Raw genomic sequence first — 18,087 nt, 5'->3', positions numbered from 1 at the left:
GCATCAGCCTTTCTTCGCTTCGGCCAGCACCGCGGCGAGCGTGCGCTTGGCGAGAGTGATCTTGAATTCGTTCTCGTGCGTGGGCGCGGCGCCGGCCAGCAGGCGCGCCGAAACGGCGGCGGCTCCTTGCGGCAATGCCGCTTCCGCGGCTTCGACCCGCCACGGCTTGTGCGCCACGCCGCCCAATGCCACCCGCCCGCGGCCGTCGGGCTGGATCACGGCGGCCACCGAGACCAGCGCGAAGGCATAGGAAGTGCGGTCGCGCACCTTGCGGTACAGGTGCGTGCCGCCCAGCGGGCGGGGCAAGGTGACGGCCGTGATCAGCTCGCCGGCCACCAGTGCGTTTTCGATATGCGGGGTATTGCCGGGAAGGTGGTGGAAGTCGGCGATGGGAATGACGCGCGTGCTGCCGTCGGGGCGCACGGTCTCGACACTGGCGTCGAGCAGGCGCATGGCCACGGCCATGTCGCTGGGGAAGGTCGCGATGCAGGCGGCGCTGGCGCCGATGATGGCATGCTGGCGACTGAAGCCACCGACAGCCGAGCAGCCGCTGCCTGGCCGGCGCTTGTTGCACGCCTGGTTGGTGTCGTAGAAATAGGGACAACGCGTGCGCTGCAGCAGGTTGCCGGCAGTGGTGGCCTTGTTGCGCAGCTGCGCCGAGGCGCCGGCCAGCAGGGCGCGCGACAGCACCGCGTAATCGCGCCGCACGCGCATGTCGGACGCCAGGTCGGTATTGCGCGCCAGCGCGCCGATGCGCAAGCCGCCGTCCGGGGTGCCCTCGATCTTGTCCAGGCCGAGGCCGTTGACGTCGACCAGATGCACCGGCGTCTCGATCTCCAGTTTCATCAGGTCGAGCAGGTTGGTGCCGCCGGCGATGAACTTGGCGCCGGGGGCCCGCGCCACGGCCGCTGCGGCTTCGGCGGCAGAGCTTGCGCGCTGGTAGGTGAAGGCCCTCATGCCTGCCTCCCGGCGACTTCGTTGATCGCATCCAGGATGTTGGAGTAGGCGCCGCAGCGGCAGATGTTGCCGCTCATGCGCTCGCGGATCTCGGCATCGCTCAGCTTGGGCGGCTCGGCCAGGTCGGGACTGACCAGGCTGGGGACGCCGTCCCTGATTTCCTTGAGCACCGATACGGCAGAGCAGATCTGGCCCGGCGTGCAGTACCCGCACTGGTAACCGTCGTGCTTGATGAAGGCCGCCTGCATGGGATGCAGCCTGTCCTTGTCGCCCAGGCCCTCGATGGTGGTGACCTCGGCGCCCTCGTGCATCACTGCCAGGCTCAGGCATGAATTGATCCGCCGGCCGTCGACGATCACCGTACAGGCGCCGCACTGGCCGTGATCGCAGCCCTTCTTGGTGCCGGCCAGGTGCAGGTTCTCGCGCAGGAGGTCGAGCAGCGTGGTGCGCGTGTCCACATCGAGACTGTGCTTGTTGCCGTTGATGGTGAGCGACACGCCGGCCCTGGCGGGCCCGGGGCCGCCCGCCGGCGCGGAAGAAGGAGAGGGGGAGCCGGCCTGGGCGCCGGCAGAGCTTGGCAGGCCGGCGGCCGTGGCCGAGAGGGCGCCTGCAATAAGCAGGTTGCGCCGCGAGATCGTCACATCGCGAAAAGCGTCCATAGGACCTCCTGATGGCTGGTTGGCTGGGAATGTCCGTTTCTTCTGGTGCGAGAAAACCGGTTGGGATTGCTGGCGAAGTGATGCTCGCCAGGATAGGAGAACGTTTATTTGGGATTTAGTGCCTGAAGGTGGGCAGACCCATGGATTTTTTTGCATTCAGGCAGCGCTACGCGGCATGCCATTCTTGCAATCCCTGCAGGCGCAACGCCTCATCGCAGATACGCCTGACTGCCGGCAAAGAGGACGCGCCAAAATTTCGCCTTGTTATAAAACTATATTTCAATAATAATTGAAATATTGAATTAACGAGGCTAACCATGGAAACACAGGCCGTCATCACAGCCCTGGGCGCGCTGGCCCAGGAGTCCCGCCTGGGCATCTTTCGCCATTTGGTGCAGGTCGGCCCCGAAGGTTGCGCCGCCAGCAAGATCGGCGAGGCGTTGGACATTGCACCGTCATCGTTGTCCTTCCATATGAAGGAGCTGTCGCACGCGGGTCTGGTGACGTCGCGGCAGGAAGGGCGTTTCGTCATCTATTCGGCCGATTTTGAGGTCATGAACGGCGTGCTCGGTTTTCTCACCGAGAACTGCTGCGCCGGCAACGTGTGCTCGCCCGTCAATGCATGCCGTCCCCCGGCTGCTTCGGCGACATAAGGCAAGAGCGATCATGCTGGCCGCGCTGGTCATCTTCCTGCTTACCCTTGCACTGGTCATCTGGCAGCCCGGAGGCCTGGGCATCGGCTGGAGCGCATGCGGCGGCGCCGCCGTGGCATTGGCATGCGGCGTGATCCATTGGGCCGATATTCCAACGGTGTGGCACATCGTCTGGAATGCCACCACCACCTTCATTGCCGTCATCATCATCAGCCTGTTGCTGGACAAGGCCGGCTTTTTCGAATGGGCTGCGCTCCATGTGGCGCGCTGGGGAAGGGGGGACGGGCGGCGGTTGTTCTTACTGCTGGTATTGCTCGGGGCCGCCGTCTCGGCGATCTTCGCCAACGACGGCGCCGCCTTGATCCTGACGCCGATCGTCATCGCCATGCTGCAGGCGCTGCGCTTCTCGCCGCAGTCGACCCTGGCCTTCGTCATGGCGGCCGGCTTCATCGCCGACACGGCCAGCCTGCCGCTGGTGGTGTCGAACCTGGTCAACATCGTTACGGCCGATTACTTCAAGATCGGTTTCGCTCGCTACGCCAGCATCATGGCGCCGGTCGACCTGGTGGCCGTAGCCGCGACACTCCTGGCGCTCTGCGTTTTCTTCCGGAAAGACATTCCGGCGACCTATGACGCGACACAGCTGGATGCTCCAGCCGAGGCCATCCGCGACCGGGCGACGTTCATCGTCGGATGGTGGGTGCTGGGCTTGCTCTTGCTGGGGTTCTTCTGGCTGGAAGGACTGGGCGTTCCGATCAGCCTGGTGGCCGTTGCCGGAGCAGCCATCTTGCTGGCGGCAGCAGCCGCAGGGCAGGTGATCCCAACTCGCGAGATCATCAAAGGCGCGCCATGGCAGATCGTCTTTTTCTCCCTCGGCATGTACCTGACCGTCTATGGCTTGCGCAATGCCGGCCTGACCGGACACCTGACGCAGCTGCTCAACAGTCTGGCAGGACACGGCGTATGGGCCATTGTTCTGGGAACCGGTTTCCTGACGGCCGTCCTGTCCTCGGTCATGAACAACATGCCGACGGTGCTGGCAGGCGCGCTGTCCATCGACGCCACGACAGCGCATGGCGTGGCCCGCGAAGCCATGATCTATGCCAACGTGATCGGCTGCGACCTCGGGCCCAAGATCACGCCGATCGGCAGCCTGGCGACGCTGCTGTGGCTGCATGTGCTGGATCGGAAGGGACTCCACATCTCGTGGGGGTACTACTTCCGCGTCGGCGCCGTGCTTACGATTCCGGTACTGCTGGCCACCCTTGCGGCGCTGGCCATCCGACTTCAATAGCGACCTCTCACCATCCCGCGAACATCATGATCACCATCTATCACAACCCGGCCTGCGGCACATCGCGCAATGCATTGGCCATGATCCGCAACAGCGGAGAAGAACCGATCGTCATCGAATACCTGCAGCACCCACCGAGCCGGCAGCGGCTGACCAGCCTGATCCGCGACGCCGGCCTGAGCGTACGCGATGCGCTTCGTCAAAAAGGCACGCCTTACGCGGAGCTGGGCCTGGATAACGCCGCGCTGACGGAGGACCAGTTGCTCGATGCCATGCTGCAACATCCCATCCTGATCAACCGACCGTTTGTCGTAACCGCCAGAGGCACGCGTCTGTGCCGCCCATCCGAACTGGTGCTGGACATCCTGGACAATCCGCAGCAAGGCGCATTTGCCAAGGAAGATGGCGAAGCCGTTATCAACGGGGAGGGCCAGCGTGTCGCATCCGACCGGTGACCTGCCCAATATCGAGCCAAACCTGTTCTGGCTTCCCGCTGCTGCGGATTTCGCGAAAATCGGCTCCTCCAGCCATCGGCCGCGCTTCCTGCTGCTGTACGGTTCCATTCGAGAGCGCTCATACAGCCGGCTGCTGACGATGGAGGCGGCGCGTCTACTTGAGGCATTCGGCGGTGAAGTCAGGATCTTCGACCCGCGCGGCTTGCCGCTGCCGGACAGCGAGCCCGACACGCATCCCAAGGTCGCGCAATTGCGGGACCTGGCGAACTGGTGCGAAGGGATGGTCTGGAGTTCACCCGAGCGTCATGGCGCCATGACGGGCATCATGAAAGCGCAGATCGACTGGATTCCATTATCGCAAGGAGCAATTCGGCCAACCCAGGGCAAGACGCTTGCCGTGATGGAGGTGTCGGGCGGCTCGCAGTCGTTCAACGCCGTCAATCAGATGCGTGTACTGGGACGTTGGATGCGGATGCTGACGATTCCGAACCAGTCGTCGGTCGCCAAGGCGCACCAGGAATTCGATGACGCCGGCAGGATGAAACCGTCCCCATACTACGACCGTGTCGTGGACGTGATGGAGGAGCTATTCAAATTCACGCTGCTGACCAGGGACGTTTCAACGTTCCTGACCGATCGATACAGTGAGCGGCGTGAAACTGCCGCGGACTTGTCGAAGCGGACGATGCAGGCGGATATATGAAGGGCTGCATATGCCGAATGGATCTTCTTATATTCGCATAATTTGTATTATGTAAAATGTCGTATTGAGTTAGGCCAAGATGCCCGGGCGAACCCCGGGGCCTGCCAATCAGAGGCATCGCCAGCCATCAAACGCCAATAGACGTCGTCCGCCAAGCCTCACCCACCAGCCTGCCCATCTTCACCAATCAAATCCCGCACCCGCCGCCCCAGCGCATCGGCAGAGAACGGCTTGGTCAGCACCTGCATGCCCCGTTCCAGGTGGCCGTGGTTCAGCACTGCGTTCTCGGCGTAGCCCGTCACGAACAGCACCGGCAGTTCCGGCCGCCGCTCGCGGATGGCGTCGGCCAGTTGGCGGCCGTTCATGCCATTGGGCAGGCCGACGTCGGTGACCAGCAAGTCGATGACGGGATGCGCGGCCAGGGCCTTGAGCGCGGCCGGGCCGTCTTCGGCTTCGACCACGAAATAGCCCAGGTCTTCCAGCACCTCGACGGCTACCATGCGCACCAGCGGTTCGTCGTCGACCAGCAAAATGGTCTTGCGGCCGGCCGCGACCGGGGATGGTTCCTCGATTGGCCAGGCGTCTTCCGCGGCGCCTTCGCCGAGGTGGCGCGGGAGGTAGATGCAGATCATGGTACCGCGCCCCAGCTCGGAATAGATGCGCGCGGTGCCGCCGGACTGGCCGGCGAAGCCGTACACCATGGACAGGCCCAGCCCGGTGCCCTGCCCGGTCGGCTTGGTGGTGAAGAAGGGATCGAAGGCGCGCGCCACCACGTCCGGCGACATGCCGGTGCCGGTGTCGCTGACGCACAGTGACAAGTATTGCCCGGCCGGCAGGCCGCGCTGGGCGGCGGCCAGATCGTCCATCCAGCGGTTGGCGGTTTCGATGGTGAGCTTGCCGCCGTTGGGCATGGCGTCGCGCGCGTTGAGGCACAGGTTGAGCAGCGCGTTCTCCAGCTGGCCGACGTCGACGAAGGCGCTCCAAAGACCGCCGGCGGCCACGGTTTCGACGGCGATCGACGGTCCCATGCTGCGTCCGATCAGTTCGTGCATGCCGGCGACGATCTGGTTCAGGTTGGATGGCTTGGGGTCGAGCGTCTGGCGCCGCGAGAAGGCCAGCAGGCGCTGCGTCAGGGCGGCTGCGCGCTTGACGGCGGCCTGGGCGCCGTTGAGGTGGCGGTCGATGTCGCCGATGCGGCCCTGGGCCAGGCGTATCTTCATCAGCTCCAGGCTGCCGCCGATGCCGGCCAGGATATTGTTGAAGTCATGTGCCAGGCCGCCGGTCAGCTGGCCGACGGCTTCCATCTTCTGCGACTGGCGCAATGCTTCCTCGGCGGTCAGCAGCGCGGCGGTGCGCTCTTCCACGCGCTGCTCCAGCGTTTCGTTGAGGGTGCGCAGGGCGGCCAGCGCGCGGTCGCGTTCGGCTTCCACGGCGCGCCGCCCATCGATGTCGATCAGCACGCCGGGAAACTGGCTGGGCGTGCCGTCCGCATTGAGATCGACGCGGCCGTTGGCTTCCAGCCAGTAGTAATTGCCGTCCTGGCGCCGGGTGCGGTATTGGTGGGCGTAGGCGCCGCCGCGCGTGAAGGCTTCTTCGATGGCGGCGATGAGGCCGGCGCGGTCGTCGGGATGGACGGTCTCGATGACCTGTTCGAGACTGAGGCCGCTGCGGCCCATGGAGGAGTCGAAGCCGAATGCCTGGGCGAAGCCATCGTCGACGCTGAAACGGTCGGCCGGCACATCCCACAGCCAGGTGCCGATGATGGCGCCGGCCGCCAGCGCCAGTTGCACACGCTGCACGTTGTCGCGCAGCGCGGCCTCGGTTTTCTTGCGGGCCGTCACGTCGCGGAACAGCACCGACACCTGCCCCATTTCCTCGGGGCCGACGCGAGTGGCGGACACTTCGATATAGCGACCGGCGGCAACGAATTCCTGCTCGAAGCGCACGGCTTCGCCGGTGCGCAGCACCCTGCCGTAGATCTCGATCCAGGTATCGGCGTGCTCGGGTTCAATCTCGCGTAGCCGCTTGCCGACGATGTCGCGGATGCCGGTATGGCGCTCGTAGCCGGAGTTGGCCTCGATGTGGATGTAATCGCTCAAGGGGCCATGCGGCCCGTCGATGAAGCGGATGATGCAGAAGCCGTCGTCGATCGCTTCGAACAGCGCCTGGCGCCGCAACCTGCTCAGTGCGACTTCCTGCTCCAGCGAAGCGCGGCTCGCCGATGCCAGTTCCTTGTCCAAGTTGGGCCTTTCCACGTCAGGTTGCGAGCTTGCGCCGGGAGTGGCGAGAATAACATCGAAGCCGCCCGGCTTCATCCTCCGACGACCCGTCTCGGGCGAATGTTCCCGATGTCGGTTATGCTGCCGCCTTGCCGCTTTCACTCGCCCGCGCCGCCATGACCGCCAACACGCCCCCTGCCCGCCTCGACCACCTGGTCCTCAACACCCACTACGACATCGACGCCGCCCACGCGCTGCTGGAGGGACTGGGCTTCATCGTCACTCCGCGCGGCCATCACACGCTGGGTTCGGTCAACCATCTGGTGGTACTGGCCGGCGGTTACCTGGAACTGATCGGCCAGCCGCGCGACAGCGAGAAGGTGCGCCAGGAGATTCTGGACAGCCCACTCGGCATCGACGGCCTGGTCTACGCGGTGGACGACGTGCCGGCCTGCCATGACCGCTGGATCGCGCTGGGGCTGGACGCGCAGCCGGTGCAGCATTTCTCGCGCCCGGTGGAAGTGGATGGGCGCGCCGTCGATGCGCGCTTTTCGACGGTGCGCCTGGCGCCTGGCCAATTCGCCGCCGGTCGCGTCTACGCCTGCCGCCACCTGACGCCGGAGCTGGTGTGGCGCGCGCAATGGATGTCCCACCCCAATGGCGTCACCGGCATCTCCAGCCTGCTGGTGATCGATGCCGACCCCGCCCGGGCCGCCGCGGACTATGCCCGCCTGGGGCAGTGGGATCCGGGCTTCGGCCTGGAGTTCAGCGATGCCGCCGGCCTGGCGGCGCGTTTCGGCGCCCTGGCCGCGCACCTGCCGGCACGCCCTGCCTTCTTCGCCGCCATTCGCCTGCGCGGCGGCGATCGGGCCGGCATCGCCGCCCGCGCCCGCGCACTCGGCCTGCCGCTGCAGGAGGAGCCGGGCCGGTTGACGCTGGCCTTGCCGGCCTTCCAGGCGCTGCTGGAGTTCAGCGACGCATAGCGTGGCCGCCGGTAAACAAAAAAAGAGCAACCGCATGGTTGCTCTTTTTGTTTTCGGCCTCGCGGACAAACGCGCGTCGCCGTCGGGAATGAAGTCGTTGCGAAAGAAACGGTCCGGGGTTCAGTCCACGCGGCGATGTTGCGACGCCTGCCGGCCGTGCCGCGCCTTGGCGGCGTCCTGCAGCCATACGCGATAGACCAGCCACGCCGCGAACGCGCCGCCGGCCACCAGCACGTAGACCACGTACCAGCTCAGAAAAGTCATGCCCCACGACATGAGCTTATCCCAGATATGCATGAACCCTTCCCCTGCTGAAATCGGTCGGGGCGACGTCCGGCACCCCTGCCGCACGCGTCGCCGCTCTAGCGCATCATTGGCTCAAGCCGGTGCGGCGCCACACGTAGGCGCCGAAGGCACAGCTGCCAACGAAAACGTACAGAGCGTACCACAGCAGGGCTTGGACGCCATATCCCATGAACAGGTCGATGATTCTCATTGGGGGTCTCCTCCTCGTCTATTGTCACCGCGCAATATTCACCGCGCTTATCGCTCAAGCCATCAAAATGCGGCGAACTTGCCTTGCATCATCTTGTTGCGCGCCGCTGTTGCCATTTGCACCAGTTGCCTATGGGCAGATGCCATATGGGCCTTGAGGTTCCAGCCCATCTTGCTCCTGCCAAAACTGCATGTAAACAAAGGCTTGTTTCGCGCAGCAGCAATTTCCGCATGTCATAAATCAAAGACAGGGTGACAACATTTGCCGCGCCGCAGCTATTGCGCCCGGGAATGCGGGCATGCGAAGAGGGATGGGATTGCGGCCATTGCCACAATGACATCCTGCGTCGCAATACGGAAAGTTCCATGGCAGTCGCCAATCGGCGACTTTCGGCGCGTCGATGCCGAAAACGATATAAAAGATTAACGGTGACCGCGCCCTCGCCCGCCGGAGTTGACGGCCGATGGCCGTCATTCAGCATGCTTATGTCTGCCTCATGCCTTGCGCCACAGGATGGCGGTCCCCAGCATGCCGGCCAGGATGGAGCCGCACAGCACGCCCAGCTTGAGCCTGGCCTCGAAGTCGGGGCTCAGGCCCTGGAAGGCCAGGCCGCCGATGAACAAGCTCATCGTGAAGCCGATCCCGCACAGCGCGCACACGCCCACGAACTGGCGCGTGCTGGCGCCGGCCGGCGCGCTGGCTGCGCCGCTCCTGATCATCAGCCAGGAAGCGCCGAACACCCCCACCGTCTTGCCCAGCACCAGCCCGGCCGCGATGCCCAGCGGGATCGGATCGAACAGGCTACCCAGCGACATGCCCTGCAGCGACACCCCGGCATTGGCGAAGGCGAACATCGGCAACACCAGGAAGGCAACCCAGGGATGCAGACCGTGCTCCAGCGCCCCGGCCAGCGGCCGGTCCTCGCCATCCCTCATGGGAATCGCCAGCGCCGTCACCACGCCGGCCAGCGTGGCATGGATGCCGGACTTGAGCACGCATACCCAGATCGCCAGGCCGACCACCAGGTACACGTCGGCGCGCCGCACGCCGCTGCGGTTGAGCAAGAGCAGCAGCAAGCTGCCCACGCCGGCGCCGGCCAGCATCGGCAGCGACAGCTGCTCGGTATAGAACAGCGCGATGACGACGATGGCGCCGAGATCGTCGATGATCGCCACCGCGGTCAGGAAGACCTTCAGCGAGGTCGGCACGCGCGACCCCAGCAGCATGACGATGCCGATCGCGAAGGCGATGTCGGTGGCGGCGGGAATGGCCCAGCCGCGCAGCGCGACCGGATCGGAAAGATTGATCAGGGCGTAGATACCGGCCGGCACGACCATGCCGCCCAGGGCGGCCACCGCCGGCAGGATGGCCTGGCTGCGAGAGGCCAGCTCGCCCTCGACGAATTCGCGCTTGATCTCCAGCCCCACCAGGAAGAAGAAGACCGCCATCCACAAGTCGTTCACCCACAGCAGCAAGGGCTTGGATAAAACGATCAGGCCGCCGATGTCGACCGTGCCGGGCGCCTTGGTGAAGGCCTCGTAGCTATCGCGCCAGCCGGAGTTGCTGACCACCAGCGCCAGCACCGCGGCAATGGCCAGCACGATACCGCCGGCGGCCTCGTGCGCGAAGAAGCGGGTAAAGGCGTTGCCGCCGTCGTTGTAATCCTGTGTCTTGGCCAATGCGCGCTCCTTGTCTTGCCTAAGATGTTGCTCGTCGTCAAACAAGGGGAGACTGTACCAACTGTAGAGCGATTTTCCAAATCGCCCGGATGCGAGCGGCGCCATGGGATAAAAAAGGGCCGCTCTTCTCCACAAAGAGCGGCCCTACCCTCCACACCACAACTCGTTGTTCGAACCACCCCGCGATCAGCGGAACACCAGCACCGGCACCTTGCTGCGCGCCAGCACCTTCTGCGTCTGGCTGCCCAGCAGCATGCGGCCCAGGGTGGAGCGCGCCTTGGAAGCCATGAAGATGGCGTCGCAGTGCTCGCGCTCGGCCACGCGCATGATCTCTTCATACGGACGGCCGCCCTGCGCCATCTGCACCGTGCAATCCACACCCTGCTCGCGCGCCATGTCGGAAATCATGGCGATGCTGGCCAGCGCCTTGGCGCGGCCGGCCTCGTCGGCCTGCTGCACGTCGACGCCCACGCTCACTTCGGGGATCGACAGCGCGCGCAGGTTGCCCGCCACCGAGAGCCCGACCAGCTTGCTGCCGCAGCTCTTGGCCAGCGCGATGGCGGCCTTGACCGACTCGTTGCACAGCCGGGATCCGTCGGTTGCCAAAAGGATGTTCTTGAACATGATGACCTCGCCAGGTGGACACAAATCGTATGACTGCATCCTAGGCCTGCGCGTCCCCGCCCGGCTTGACGTGCATCAAGCGCGCGCGGCCCTGCGCGCCGATGCGCCGCGGGCTTGCGCTGGATCAAATGACGGGCGCCCGCAACGGAAAACGGCTGCGCCGCGAGATGCGGGGCAGCCGTTTTCCGTTGCGGGCCGGAGGCGTTCAGGCCGGCCTGAACGCCAGGTAGCGCTGGATGAATTGCGCCAGCACCGGCTTGAGCGTGCCGGCCAGGCCTGCGTCCAGCGCGTACGGCGCCTGCTCCTGCATGTAGGCGCGCTGCGCCAGTTCCAGCTGCACCGCGTGCACGCGCTGCGCCGGCTGGCCGTAGTTGCGGGTGATGTAACCGCCCTTGAAGCGGCCGTTGAGCACTGCCGGATAATGCGGCGCGTGCTGCTGCGCCAGGCGCAGCATCTCTTCGCCCACGCCGGGCGCGCAGGAGGCGCCGCTGGCGGTGCCGAAGTTGAACACCGGCAGCTCGCCCTCGAACAGGTGCGGGATCACCGAGCGGATCGAGTGCGCATCCCACAGCAAGGCATAGCCATGGATGGACTTGATGCGCTCCAGTTCGGCCTGCAGGGCGTCGTGATACGGTTGCCAGTAGATCGGCAGTCGGCGCGCGATCTCGGCCTCGTCGGGCTCCATGCCGGGCTTGTAGAGCGGCACGTTGTCGAAGGTCGTGAGCGGGCACAGGCCGGTGGTGTTCTGGCCCGGATACAGGCTCTGGCCGTCGGCGGGACGGTTCAGGTCGATGGTGTAGCGCGAATAGGCCGGACGGATGACGGACACGCCCAGTTCCGGCGCGAAGTCGTACAGCTCGCCGATGTGCCAGTCGGTGTCGTCCACCTGCAGGCCAACCTCGCTGAAGGCCGGCTTGAGGTCGTCGGGCAGTTGCGTGCCCACGTGCGGCATGGAAATCAGCAACGGCGAGGCGCCTTGCGTGAGCTTGAATACATCGTGCGTCATGACTCTTCCTTAATCTTTCAACAGCTCGGATACCGCGGCGCGATAGCCTGCGCGCGCGCCCTCTTCCAGCGCATGGCGGCCGTCGGCCACCACCTTGCACCCGCCGACGTGGACGTCGCGCACCGGGTTGCCGCCATGCTGGCAGAACACCAGCGCAGAGAGCAGTTGCTCCGGATCGCGGTCGGCCAGGTTGACGTCGTCGGGATCAAGCACCACGAAATCGGCGCGCTGGCCCGCGGCCAGTCCCGCCACGTTGCGCCCGGTGGCCAGCGCGCCGCCGGCCACGGCCTGCGTGAACAGGCGGTCGGCCACGGCCGGCGCCGCCTCGCTGGCGAGCATGTTGCGGCGGCGATGATGCAGGCGCTGCCCGTATTCGAGCAGGCGCAGTTCCGAGCGCAGGTCGACGGCGACGTTGCTGTCCGAACCGATGCCCCAGTGGGCGCCGTCGTCCAGCAGGCGCGGCGCATCGATGATGCCGTCGCCGAGATTGGCCTCGGTGCTCGGGCACAGGCCGACCACGGCGCCGCTCTGCGCCACGGCGGCGTATTCGTCGTCGGACATGTGGGTGGCGTGCACCAGGCACCAGCGGGCGTCGAGTTCCTGCAGGGAAAGCAGCAACTGCACCGGGCGCTTGCCGCACCAGGCCAGGCAATCGTCGACCTCGCGCGTCTGCTCGGCGATGTGGATGTGGATGGGCGCATCGGCGCCGCCGGCCTGGGCGCGCAGCCCCGACACCAGTTGCGCCAGGCCTTCGCCCGAGACCGCGCGCAGCGAGTGCGGCGCCACTCCGTAGCGGCGCATGCCGTTTTCCGGCAAGGCCTGCTGCAGGCGTGCGCGCAGCTCCAGCAGCCACTGCGGCGAGGAGATGAAGCGCGCCTGGTGCTCCAGCGGCGCGGCGCTGCCGAAGCCGCCGTACTGGTACAGCACCGGCAGCAGCGTCATGCCGATGCCGGCCTCTTGCGCCGCCTGCATCACGCGCAGCGAGAGCTCGGCCGGGTCGTCATAGGCTTGGCCGCCGGGGCCGTGGTGCAGGTAATGGAATTCGCATACCGAGGTGTAGCCGGCCTTGAGCATCTCGATGTAGAGATGGCGGGCGATCGCCTCCAGGTGCTGCGGCTGCAGGCGCTGCGCGAAGCGGTACATCAGCGTGCGCCAGCTCCAGAAGGAGTCGGTCGGGCTGCCCATGGTCTCGGTCAGCCCGGCCATCGCGCGCTGGAAGGCGTGCGAGTGCAGGTTGGGCATGCCGGGGATCACCGGTCCGGCGGCCAGGGGCGCGTCGCCGCGCGCGCTGCCGGGCGTGGCTTCGGTCAGTTCGCCTGCCGCGTTCCAGCGCAGCAGCACGTCGCTGCGCCAGCCCTCGGGCAACAAGGCGGCGCGGCAAAACAGCTGGCCGCCTGGAACGGTTGAATCTTGCGGGTCTTGCCCGGTGTGAGTTGTCATGTGCTCACCCTTTGTTGGTTTTATGGAACTGCTGATGCAAATGCGTGCGCACCGCCCATGGCGGCACGTACGGTGGATTCATTTCTTGTGCCGGATGTGCACCGCCAGCACCACTGCGCCTGCCGCGCACAGCAGGTCGGGCGGCACGGCGCCCTGTCGCAGCCGCACGAACTCGCCGGTGCGCAGCTGCAATTGCAGGCCGGCCGCATCGGTCAGGCAGGCCGCGCCCTGGGCGACGTAAAGCAGCGCCGTATCGGCCGACAGCCGGCGCGAATTCTGCGCGGTCAGCGCCACCACTTCGCCCTCGGCCAGCTCGCGCCGGATCATCAGGTTGAAGTCCAGCGTCGGCGCGCCGTGCAAGCGCACCGAGACCTGCAGTTCGCCGTCGAAGGCGAACGGCGCAAAGCACTCGCGCAGGTCGTGCAATTGCCGCTCGCCGGCGTGGATGGTGAAGCCCCCGCCTTCCAGCAGCACGATGGTGCGGGCGATGCCGTCGAAGGTCGAGAACGCGCCGTCGCGGCCGACGTCGGCCACGCTGGCGCGCCAGACGAAGTCGCCGAAACCGGCCTCGGGCGGCTCCACGCACAGTTCGCGCGTCTGCCCGCCTTCGTTCTTCCAGGGTACGGCGGCGATGCGTCCCAGGTTGCCGGTGGACGCGATGGCGCCGCCGGCCACGCCGGACTGCTGCTCGACCGTCTCGTTAGCCGCCATGGACCGCCTCACGCGAGAGCAAGGTCTGCAGGAAGCTGCGGGTGCGCGCCTCCTTGGGCGCGGTGAAGATCTCGGCCGGCGCGCCGGCTTCGACGATGCTGCCGTGGTCCATCACCACCACCACGTCGGCCACCTCGCGGGCGAAGCCCATCTCGTGGGTCACGATCAGCATGGTCATGCCTTCGGCGGCCAGGTCCTTCATCACCTGCAGCACTTCGCCCACCAGTTCGGGGTCGAGCGCCGAGGTCGGCTCGTCGAACAGCATCACTTTCGGCTCCATCGCCAGCGCGCGGGCGATCGCCACGCGCTGCTTCTGGCCGCCCGACAGGGTGCCAGGATAGACCTTGGCCTTGTGATCCAGGCCGACCTTCTTCAACAGCCGCATGCCCTGTTCCTCGGCCTGCTTGCGCGGCACGTTGCGCAGGCAGGTCGGCGCCAGCGTGATGTTGTCCAGCACGGTCAGGTGCGGGAACAGGTTGAACGACTGGAACACCATGCCCACCTCGGCGCGCAGCGCGTCGAGCTTGGTCTCGGGCATCATGCGGCCGTTCTCCACCACCGGATGGCCGGACACCAGCACGGTGCCGCCCTCGGCGGTCTCCAATCCGTTCAGGCAGCGCAGGAAGGTGCTCTTGCCCGAACCGCTGGGGCCGATCACCACCACCACCTGGCGCGGCTGGACGGCGAAATCGATGTCCTTCAACACCACATGGTCGCCGAAGGATTTCTTCAGGCCCTTGACGTCGACGATTGCCTGCGCCATCACACTCTCCCTTCCGAGCGCAGCACCTTCTCGATGCGGCGCAGCGCCAGCGTCGTGACGCTGGTCAATGCCAGATAGATCGCGGCGATCACCAGGTAGACCTCCAGCGAGCGGTAGGTCACGCTGATGATCTTCTCGCCCTCGTGCATCAGGTCGGCGATGGTCAAGAGCGAGACCAGGGCCGAGTTCTTGATCAGCGCGATGAATTCATTGCCCAGCGGCGGGATCATGCGCACGAAGGCCTGCGGCAGCACCACGCGGCGCATCGCCATCTTGTAAGGCAGGCCCAGCGAGCGGGCCGCTTCCATCTGGCCGCGTTCGATCGACTGGATGGCGCCGCGCACGATTTCCGAGACGTAGGCGCCGCTGTAAATGCCCAGCCCCAGGATGCCGCACACATAGGCCGGCAACAGGATGCCGAAATGCGGCAGGCCGAAGAACCAGATGAACAGCTGCACCAGGAGCGGCGTGCCGCGCACCAGGGTCAGGTAGAAGGTGCAGATGCCGTAGATGATGCGGCGCTGCGGCGACAGGCGGCCCAGCCCGACCAGCAGGCCCAGCACGCAACCCAGCACCAGCGCGGCGGCGGTGATTTCCACCGTGACGGCTACGCCGCTGGCGAGCGAGCGCCAGCTTTCCCAGACCGGGGAAAAGTCAAAATCCATCGGGAACTCCGGAAAGTGGATCGTGCAGCCGTTGCCGGGAAATCCGGCAACGGCGATCCGTATGAAGAGAATAGCTTTATCTTGCGCCGGGCGCCGCCGCGCTGGCTGCGCGACGGATGCCGGCCGGCAAGATGATTACTCGGCCTTGCCGAACCACTTGTCGGTCAGCGCGGTGTAGGTGCCGTTCACGCGCAGCGTCTGCAGCGCCTTGTTGAGCTGTTCGGCCAGCTCGGTGTCGCCCTTGCGCATGGCGTAGCCATACAGCTCGGTGGTCAGGCCCTTGTCGAGCACGCGCACCAGCGGCTGGGTGCGGGCGTATTCGACCGCGGCCGGACGGCCGGTGACGGCGGCGTTCACGCGGCCGGTGGCCAGCAGGTCGAACATGGCCTGGTTCTTCTCGACCTCGACGCGCTCCACACCCGGGTAGTTGTCCTTCAGGTAACCCACCGACTTGGTGCCGACCTGCACCGAGACCTTCTTGCCCTTGTTCAGGTCGTCCGGCACCTTGATGCTCTGGTCGTCACGGCGCACCAGCACGGCCAGGCCGCCGCGGTAGTAGGGATCGCTGAAGTTGACCACCTTGCGGCGGTCGTCGGTCATGTAGATGGCCGAGGCGGCGATGTCGAAGCGGTTGGAGATCAGGCCGGGGATCAGGCCCTTGAAGTCGATGTCGATCCACTGCACCTTCTTGCCCATGGTCTTGGCCAGCGCTTCGATGAGCTCGATGTCGAAGCCGGTGCGCTTGCCGTCCTTGACGAACTCCATCGGCGGGAAGGTGGCGTCGGTGCCGACCCGGATCACGTTGTCGGCGGCATTGGCCGCGGGAGCGGCGGCGGTGAGCATGGCAAACACGGCCGTGAAGGCGCAGAGCAGCTTGGAAATTTTCATCTTGGATCCTCTGTTAGAAGCAACGGGCCGGGGAGCCGACTCCCCGGGCTGATTTCCTGGCGAACGACAACAACAAGGCAGATCGCCCGGGGTCATGCCATTGCGGCATGACCCCGGCGGGACGATCTTAAAAACGATTACATATGCGCTGCGCCGCTTCCACGGTCATGCGCACCAGTTCCTGTTCGCGCGGGCCGACGCGCAGCGCCGGCGCCATCAGCGTGATGGTGCCCTCCAGGCGGCCGTTGGAGGCCAGGATGGGAACCGAAACGCCCCACACGCCCAGGTCGACCTCGCTCTCGCTGATGGAGTAGCCGCGGCGGCGGATCTCTTCGAGCTGCGCTTCCAGCGCGGCGGCTTCATCCGGCTTGTCGGCCAGTTGGTCGGCCACCAGCTTCTGTTGCAGCTTGCGCGGCATGAAGGCCAGCAGGCTCTTGGCCGAGGCGCCCTTGAGCAGCGAATGCGAGCGGCCCTTGGTGAAGGAGCAGCGCAACGGCTGGGTGCTCTCCTCCATGGCGATGCACACCATCTCGCCGTTGATGTAGACCAGCAGGCCCACGCTCTCGCCGCTGCGCTCCACCAGCGAACTGATCTCTTCGCGGCTCTGGCTGATGAGGTTGGAGTTCTGGTCGAAGCCCCAGGCCAGCTGCACGCCGGTCGGGCCGGGCTCGAAGGTGCCGGAATTCATGTGTTCCTGCAGCAGCCCCCATTTCTTGAGGGAAGCCAGGTGGCGGTACACCGTGCTGACCGGCTGCTGCACCATGGCAGCGATCTGTTTGGCGCTGACGGGCTTGCCCGCGCGGGCGACGCCAGCTAGAACATGAAGTACGCGGTCGACGATGGTAGAGGTCTGAGGAGAGTCCATGGATCGCAATATAAAGTTAAATTCTCAGTTTTGGTGATCGATTCTCTTACTGCGAGAAATATTTTTAAAAAACTTTTATCTTTGCCCAAATATTTCTCAAAGATGTCGCGGATTTTCTCATCAGAGACGAAAAACTCCTCATGCTATTTTTTAACCGATTGGATCCACTATTATTTGAGTGTCGACACTTTTCACATTTTTTTCCTAAAGTGCTATAGTTGATCGATCAAAACAAACGGATTGTCGACACCATGAGTGAGCTGATCACGCTACCAGGCTCAGAACGCGACGCAGAGACGCTGTCGGAACACGTGTTCCGGAAAATCCAGACCGCGATCGTCCAGGGCGAGATCGCCCCGGGCAGCAAGATTTCCGAGCCCGAGCTGGCGCGCACCTACGGCATCAGCCGCGGCCCGTTGCGCGAGGCCATCCATCGCCTGGAAGGCCAGAACCTGCTGGTGCGGGTGCCGCACGTGGGCGCCCGCGTGGTGTCGCTGACGCTGGAGGGCCTGGTCGAACTGTTCCAGATCCGCGAATCGCTGGAAGGCATGGCGTGCCGCCTGGCCGCCGAACGCATGAGCCGCGCCGAGCTGGACGAGTTGCGCCGCGTGCTCGACACCCACGAGAAAGACAAAGCCTTCCAGGCCGGCCGCGGCTACTACCAGCAGGACGGCGACGACGACTTCCATTACAAGATCATCCAGGCCAGCGGCAACCAGATCCTCACCCGCATCCTGTGCGGCGAGCTGTACCAGCTGGCGCGCATGTACCGCATCCAGTATTCCGCCAATGCCTCCACCCCCAACCGGCCGCGCCAGGCCTTCGCCGAGCACCACCGCATCCTCGATGCGCTGGCCGACGGCGACGGCGAACTGGCCGACCTCCTGATGCGCCGGCACATCGGCGCATCACGCCGCAACATCGAACACCAGATCGCGCAGCAGGCCACGGGCAAGCGCGACCAGGCCTGATCCCGATCCGCCCTCACACCACACCAATTATTCAACCGAGACAACCACGAGCCAAC

General features: G+C 65.4%; 20 protein-coding genes. 6 read left to right on the top strand and 14 right to left on the bottom strand.

Annotated elements, in window-relative coordinates; genetic code table 11:
• Window positions 1-3: 3 nt before the first annotated feature.
• Both Herbaro_RS11200 and paoA read right to left on the bottom strand, forming a co-directional pair.
• Window positions 4-957 carry an FAD binding domain-containing protein gene (locus tag Herbaro_RS11200; RefSeq protein ID WP_275013900.1) on the bottom strand — a complete coding sequence of 318 codons (954 nt, stop codon included), beginning with the start codon at window positions 955-957 and terminating at the stop codon, window positions 4-6.
• Window positions 954-1,616 (bottom strand): aldehyde dehydrogenase iron-sulfur subunit PaoA, encoded by a 663-nt coding sequence (paoA, locus tag Herbaro_RS11195; RefSeq protein WP_275013899.1) that lies wholly within the window; start codon window positions 1,614-1,616, stop codon window positions 954-956. Before paoA ends, Herbaro_RS11200 begins: the two co-directional genes overlap by 4 nt.
• A gap of 317 nt (window positions 1,617-1,933) precedes the next feature.
• On the opposite strand from paoA, the gene Herbaro_RS11190 reads away from it, so the two are divergent.
• From Herbaro_RS11190 to arsH, 4 genes are read left to right on the top strand one after another with little or no spacing between them, the layout of a single operon-like run.
• Complete coding sequence (locus Herbaro_RS11190) at window positions 1,934-2,269, top strand: ArsR/SmtB family transcription factor (protein WP_275013898.1); 336 nt, start codon at window positions 1,934-1,936, stop codon at window positions 2,267-2,269.
• Between the two features lie 13 nt (window positions 2,270-2,282).
• A complete protein-coding gene (locus Herbaro_RS11185) occupies window positions 2,283-3,563 on the top strand; it encodes an arsenic transporter (RefSeq protein ID WP_275013897.1) in 1,281 nt (426 codons plus the stop codon).
• Between the two features lie 26 nt (window positions 3,564-3,589).
• Window positions 3,590-4,018 (top strand): arsenate reductase (glutaredoxin), encoded by a 429-nt coding sequence (gene arsC, locus Herbaro_RS11180; RefSeq protein ID WP_275013896.1) that lies wholly within the window; start codon window positions 3,590-3,592, stop codon window positions 4,016-4,018.
• Window positions 3,999-4,721: an arsenical resistance protein ArsH gene (gene arsH, locus Herbaro_RS11175; RefSeq protein ID WP_275013895.1), complete on the top strand. Its 723-nt coding sequence runs from the start codon at window positions 3,999-4,001 to the stop codon at window positions 4,719-4,721. The genes arsC and arsH overlap by 20 nt, the downstream gene beginning before the upstream one ends.
• Window positions 4,722-4,879: 158 nt before the next feature.
• Here arsH and Herbaro_RS11170 read toward each other — a convergent pair whose 3' ends face one another.
• Window positions 4,880-6,961 (bottom strand): response regulator, encoded by a 2,082-nt coding sequence (locus tag Herbaro_RS11170; RefSeq protein ID WP_446719321.1) that lies wholly within the window; start codon window positions 6,959-6,961, stop codon window positions 4,880-4,882.
• 155 nt (window positions 6,962-7,116) lie between these two features.
• Here Herbaro_RS11170 and Herbaro_RS11165 point away from each other — a divergent pair, with 155 nt between their 5' ends.
• The gene (locus Herbaro_RS11165; protein WP_275013894.1) at window positions 7,117-7,923 is read left to right on the top strand and encodes a VOC family protein; all 807 of its coding nucleotides are present in this window, start codon (window positions 7,117-7,119) and stop codon (window positions 7,921-7,923) included.
• A 120-nt stretch (window positions 7,924-8,043) separates the two neighbouring features.
• Here Herbaro_RS11165 and Herbaro_RS11160 read toward each other — a convergent pair whose 3' ends face one another.
• The 11 genes from Herbaro_RS11160 to Herbaro_RS11110 form a co-directional block, all read right to left on the bottom strand.
• Window positions 8,044-8,220 carry a hypothetical protein gene (locus Herbaro_RS11160; RefSeq protein WP_275013893.1) on the bottom strand — a complete coding sequence of 59 codons (177 nt, stop codon included), beginning with the start codon at window positions 8,218-8,220 and terminating at the stop codon, window positions 8,044-8,046.
• 73 nt (window positions 8,221-8,293) lie between these two features.
• Entirely contained in the window at window positions 8,294-8,419 is a 126-nt protein-coding gene (locus Herbaro_RS11155; protein ID WP_275013892.1) for a hypothetical protein, read from the bottom strand.
• 494 nt (window positions 8,420-8,913) lie between these two features.
• A complete protein-coding gene (gene nhaA / locus Herbaro_RS11150) occupies window positions 8,914-10,098 on the bottom strand; it encodes a Na+/H+ antiporter NhaA (RefSeq protein ID WP_275013891.1) in 1,185 nt (394 codons plus the stop codon).
• A gap of 186 nt (window positions 10,099-10,284) precedes the next feature.
• On the bottom strand, window positions 10,285-10,722 hold the full coding sequence (locus tag Herbaro_RS11145; protein WP_275013890.1) for a universal stress protein: 438 nt from the start codon (window positions 10,720-10,722) through the stop codon (window positions 10,285-10,287).
• 205 nt (window positions 10,723-10,927) lie between these two features.
• Complete coding sequence (gene hutG / locus Herbaro_RS11140) at window positions 10,928-11,728, bottom strand: N-formylglutamate deformylase (protein ID WP_275013889.1); 801 nt, start codon at window positions 11,726-11,728, stop codon at window positions 10,928-10,930.
• A gap of 9 nt (window positions 11,729-11,737) precedes the next feature.
• On the bottom strand, window positions 11,738-13,168 hold the full coding sequence (locus tag Herbaro_RS11135; RefSeq protein ID WP_275013888.1) for a formimidoylglutamate deiminase: 1,431 nt from the start codon (window positions 13,166-13,168) through the stop codon (window positions 11,738-11,740).
• Window positions 13,169-13,246: 78 nt separating this feature from the next.
• Window positions 13,247-13,879 (bottom strand): HutD/Ves family protein, encoded by a 633-nt coding sequence (locus Herbaro_RS11130; RefSeq protein WP_275013887.1) that lies wholly within the window; start codon window positions 13,877-13,879, stop codon window positions 13,247-13,249.
• On the bottom strand, window positions 13,869-14,642 hold the full coding sequence (locus Herbaro_RS11125) for an amino acid ABC transporter ATP-binding protein (protein ID WP_275013886.1): 774 nt from the start codon (window positions 14,640-14,642) through the stop codon (window positions 13,869-13,871). The genes Herbaro_RS11130 and Herbaro_RS11125 overlap by 11 nt, the downstream gene beginning before the upstream one ends.
• Window positions 14,642-15,307 carry an amino acid ABC transporter permease gene (locus tag Herbaro_RS11120; protein ID WP_275013885.1) on the bottom strand — a complete coding sequence of 222 codons (666 nt, stop codon included), beginning with the start codon at window positions 15,305-15,307 and terminating at the stop codon, window positions 14,642-14,644. Before Herbaro_RS11120 ends, Herbaro_RS11125 begins: the two co-directional genes overlap by 1 nt.
• Window positions 15,308-15,442: 135 nt before the next feature.
• A complete protein-coding gene (locus Herbaro_RS11115) occupies window positions 15,443-16,195 on the bottom strand; it encodes a glutamine ABC transporter substrate-binding protein (RefSeq protein ID WP_275013884.1) in 753 nt (250 codons plus the stop codon).
• Between the two features lie 127 nt (window positions 16,196-16,322).
• Window positions 16,323-17,060: an IclR family transcriptional regulator gene (locus tag Herbaro_RS11110; RefSeq protein ID WP_275013883.1), complete on the bottom strand. Its 738-nt coding sequence runs from the start codon at window positions 17,058-17,060 to the stop codon at window positions 16,323-16,325.
• Between the two features lie 251 nt (window positions 17,061-17,311).
• On the opposite strand from Herbaro_RS11110, the gene Herbaro_RS11105 reads away from it, so the two are divergent.
• The gene (locus Herbaro_RS11105; RefSeq protein WP_275013882.1) at window positions 17,312-18,031 is read left to right on the top strand and encodes a GntR family transcriptional regulator; all 720 of its coding nucleotides are present in this window, start codon (window positions 17,312-17,314) and stop codon (window positions 18,029-18,031) included.
• Window positions 18,032-18,087: the final 56 nt, after the last annotated feature.

It is taken from the genome of Herbaspirillum sp. WKF16 (assembly GCF_028993615.1).
In the GTDB taxonomy this organism is placed as follows: domain Bacteria; phylum Pseudomonadota; class Gammaproteobacteria; order Burkholderiales; family Burkholderiaceae_D; genus Herbaspirillum.
The sequence above is the reverse complement of the archived record's forward strand: the minus strand, read 5'-3'. Positions and strand labels throughout refer to the sequence as shown.

Bases quoted from the DNA above. Each gene is read 5' to 3' on its own strand.
- Herbaro_RS11200 (WP_275013900.1), bottom strand. From the start codon at position 957: ATGAGGGCCTTCACCTACCAGCGCGCAAGCTCTGCCGCCGAAGCCGCA.
- paoA (WP_275013899.1), bottom strand. From the start codon at position 1,616: ATGGACGCTTTTCGCGATGTGACGATCTCGCGGCGCAACCTGCTTATT.
- Herbaro_RS11190 (WP_275013898.1), top strand. From the start codon at position 1,934: ATGGAAACACAGGCCGTCATCACAGCCCTGGGCGCGCTGGCCCAGGAG.
- Herbaro_RS11185 (WP_275013897.1), top strand. From the start codon at position 2,283: ATGCTGGCCGCGCTGGTCATCTTCCTGCTTACCCTTGCACTGGTCATC.
- arsC (WP_275013896.1), top strand. From the start codon at position 3,590: ATGATCACCATCTATCACAACCCGGCCTGCGGCACATCGCGCAATGCA.
- Herbaro_RS11165 (WP_275013894.1), top strand. From the start codon at position 7,117: ATGACCGCCAACACGCCCCCTGCCCGCCTCGACCACCTGGTCCTCAAC.
- Herbaro_RS11160 (WP_275013893.1), bottom strand. From the start codon at position 8,220: ATGCATATCTGGGATAAGCTCATGTCGTGGGGCATGACTTTTCTGAGC.
- Herbaro_RS11155 (WP_275013892.1), bottom strand. From the start codon at position 8,419: ATGAGAATCATCGACCTGTTCATGGGATATGGCGTCCAAGCCCTGCTG.
- Herbaro_RS11145 (WP_275013890.1), bottom strand. From the start codon at position 10,722: ATGTTCAAGAACATCCTTTTGGCAACCGACGGATCCCGGCTGTGCAAC.
- hutG (WP_275013889.1), bottom strand. From the start codon at position 11,728: ATGACGCACGATGTATTCAAGCTCACGCAAGGCGCCTCGCCGTTGCTG.
- Herbaro_RS11135 (WP_275013888.1), bottom strand. From the start codon at position 13,168: ATGACAACTCACACCGGGCAAGACCCGCAAGATTCAACCGTTCCAGGC.
- Herbaro_RS11130 (WP_275013887.1), bottom strand. From the start codon at position 13,879: ATGGCGGCTAACGAGACGGTCGAGCAGCAGTCCGGCGTGGCCGGCGGC.
- Herbaro_RS11125 (WP_275013886.1), bottom strand. From the start codon at position 14,642: ATGGCGCAGGCAATCGTCGACGTCAAGGGCCTGAAGAAATCCTTCGGC.
- Herbaro_RS11120 (WP_275013885.1), bottom strand. From the start codon at position 15,307: ATGGATTTTGACTTTTCCCCGGTCTGGGAAAGCTGGCGCTCGCTCGCC.
- Herbaro_RS11115 (WP_275013884.1), bottom strand. From the start codon at position 16,195: ATGAAAATTTCCAAGCTGCTCTGCGCCTTCACGGCCGTGTTTGCCATG.
- Herbaro_RS11110 (WP_275013883.1), bottom strand. From the start codon at position 17,060: ATGGACTCTCCTCAGACCTCTACCATCGTCGACCGCGTACTTCATGTT.
- Herbaro_RS11105 (WP_275013882.1), top strand. From the start codon at position 17,312: ATGAGTGAGCTGATCACGCTACCAGGCTCAGAACGCGACGCAGAGACG.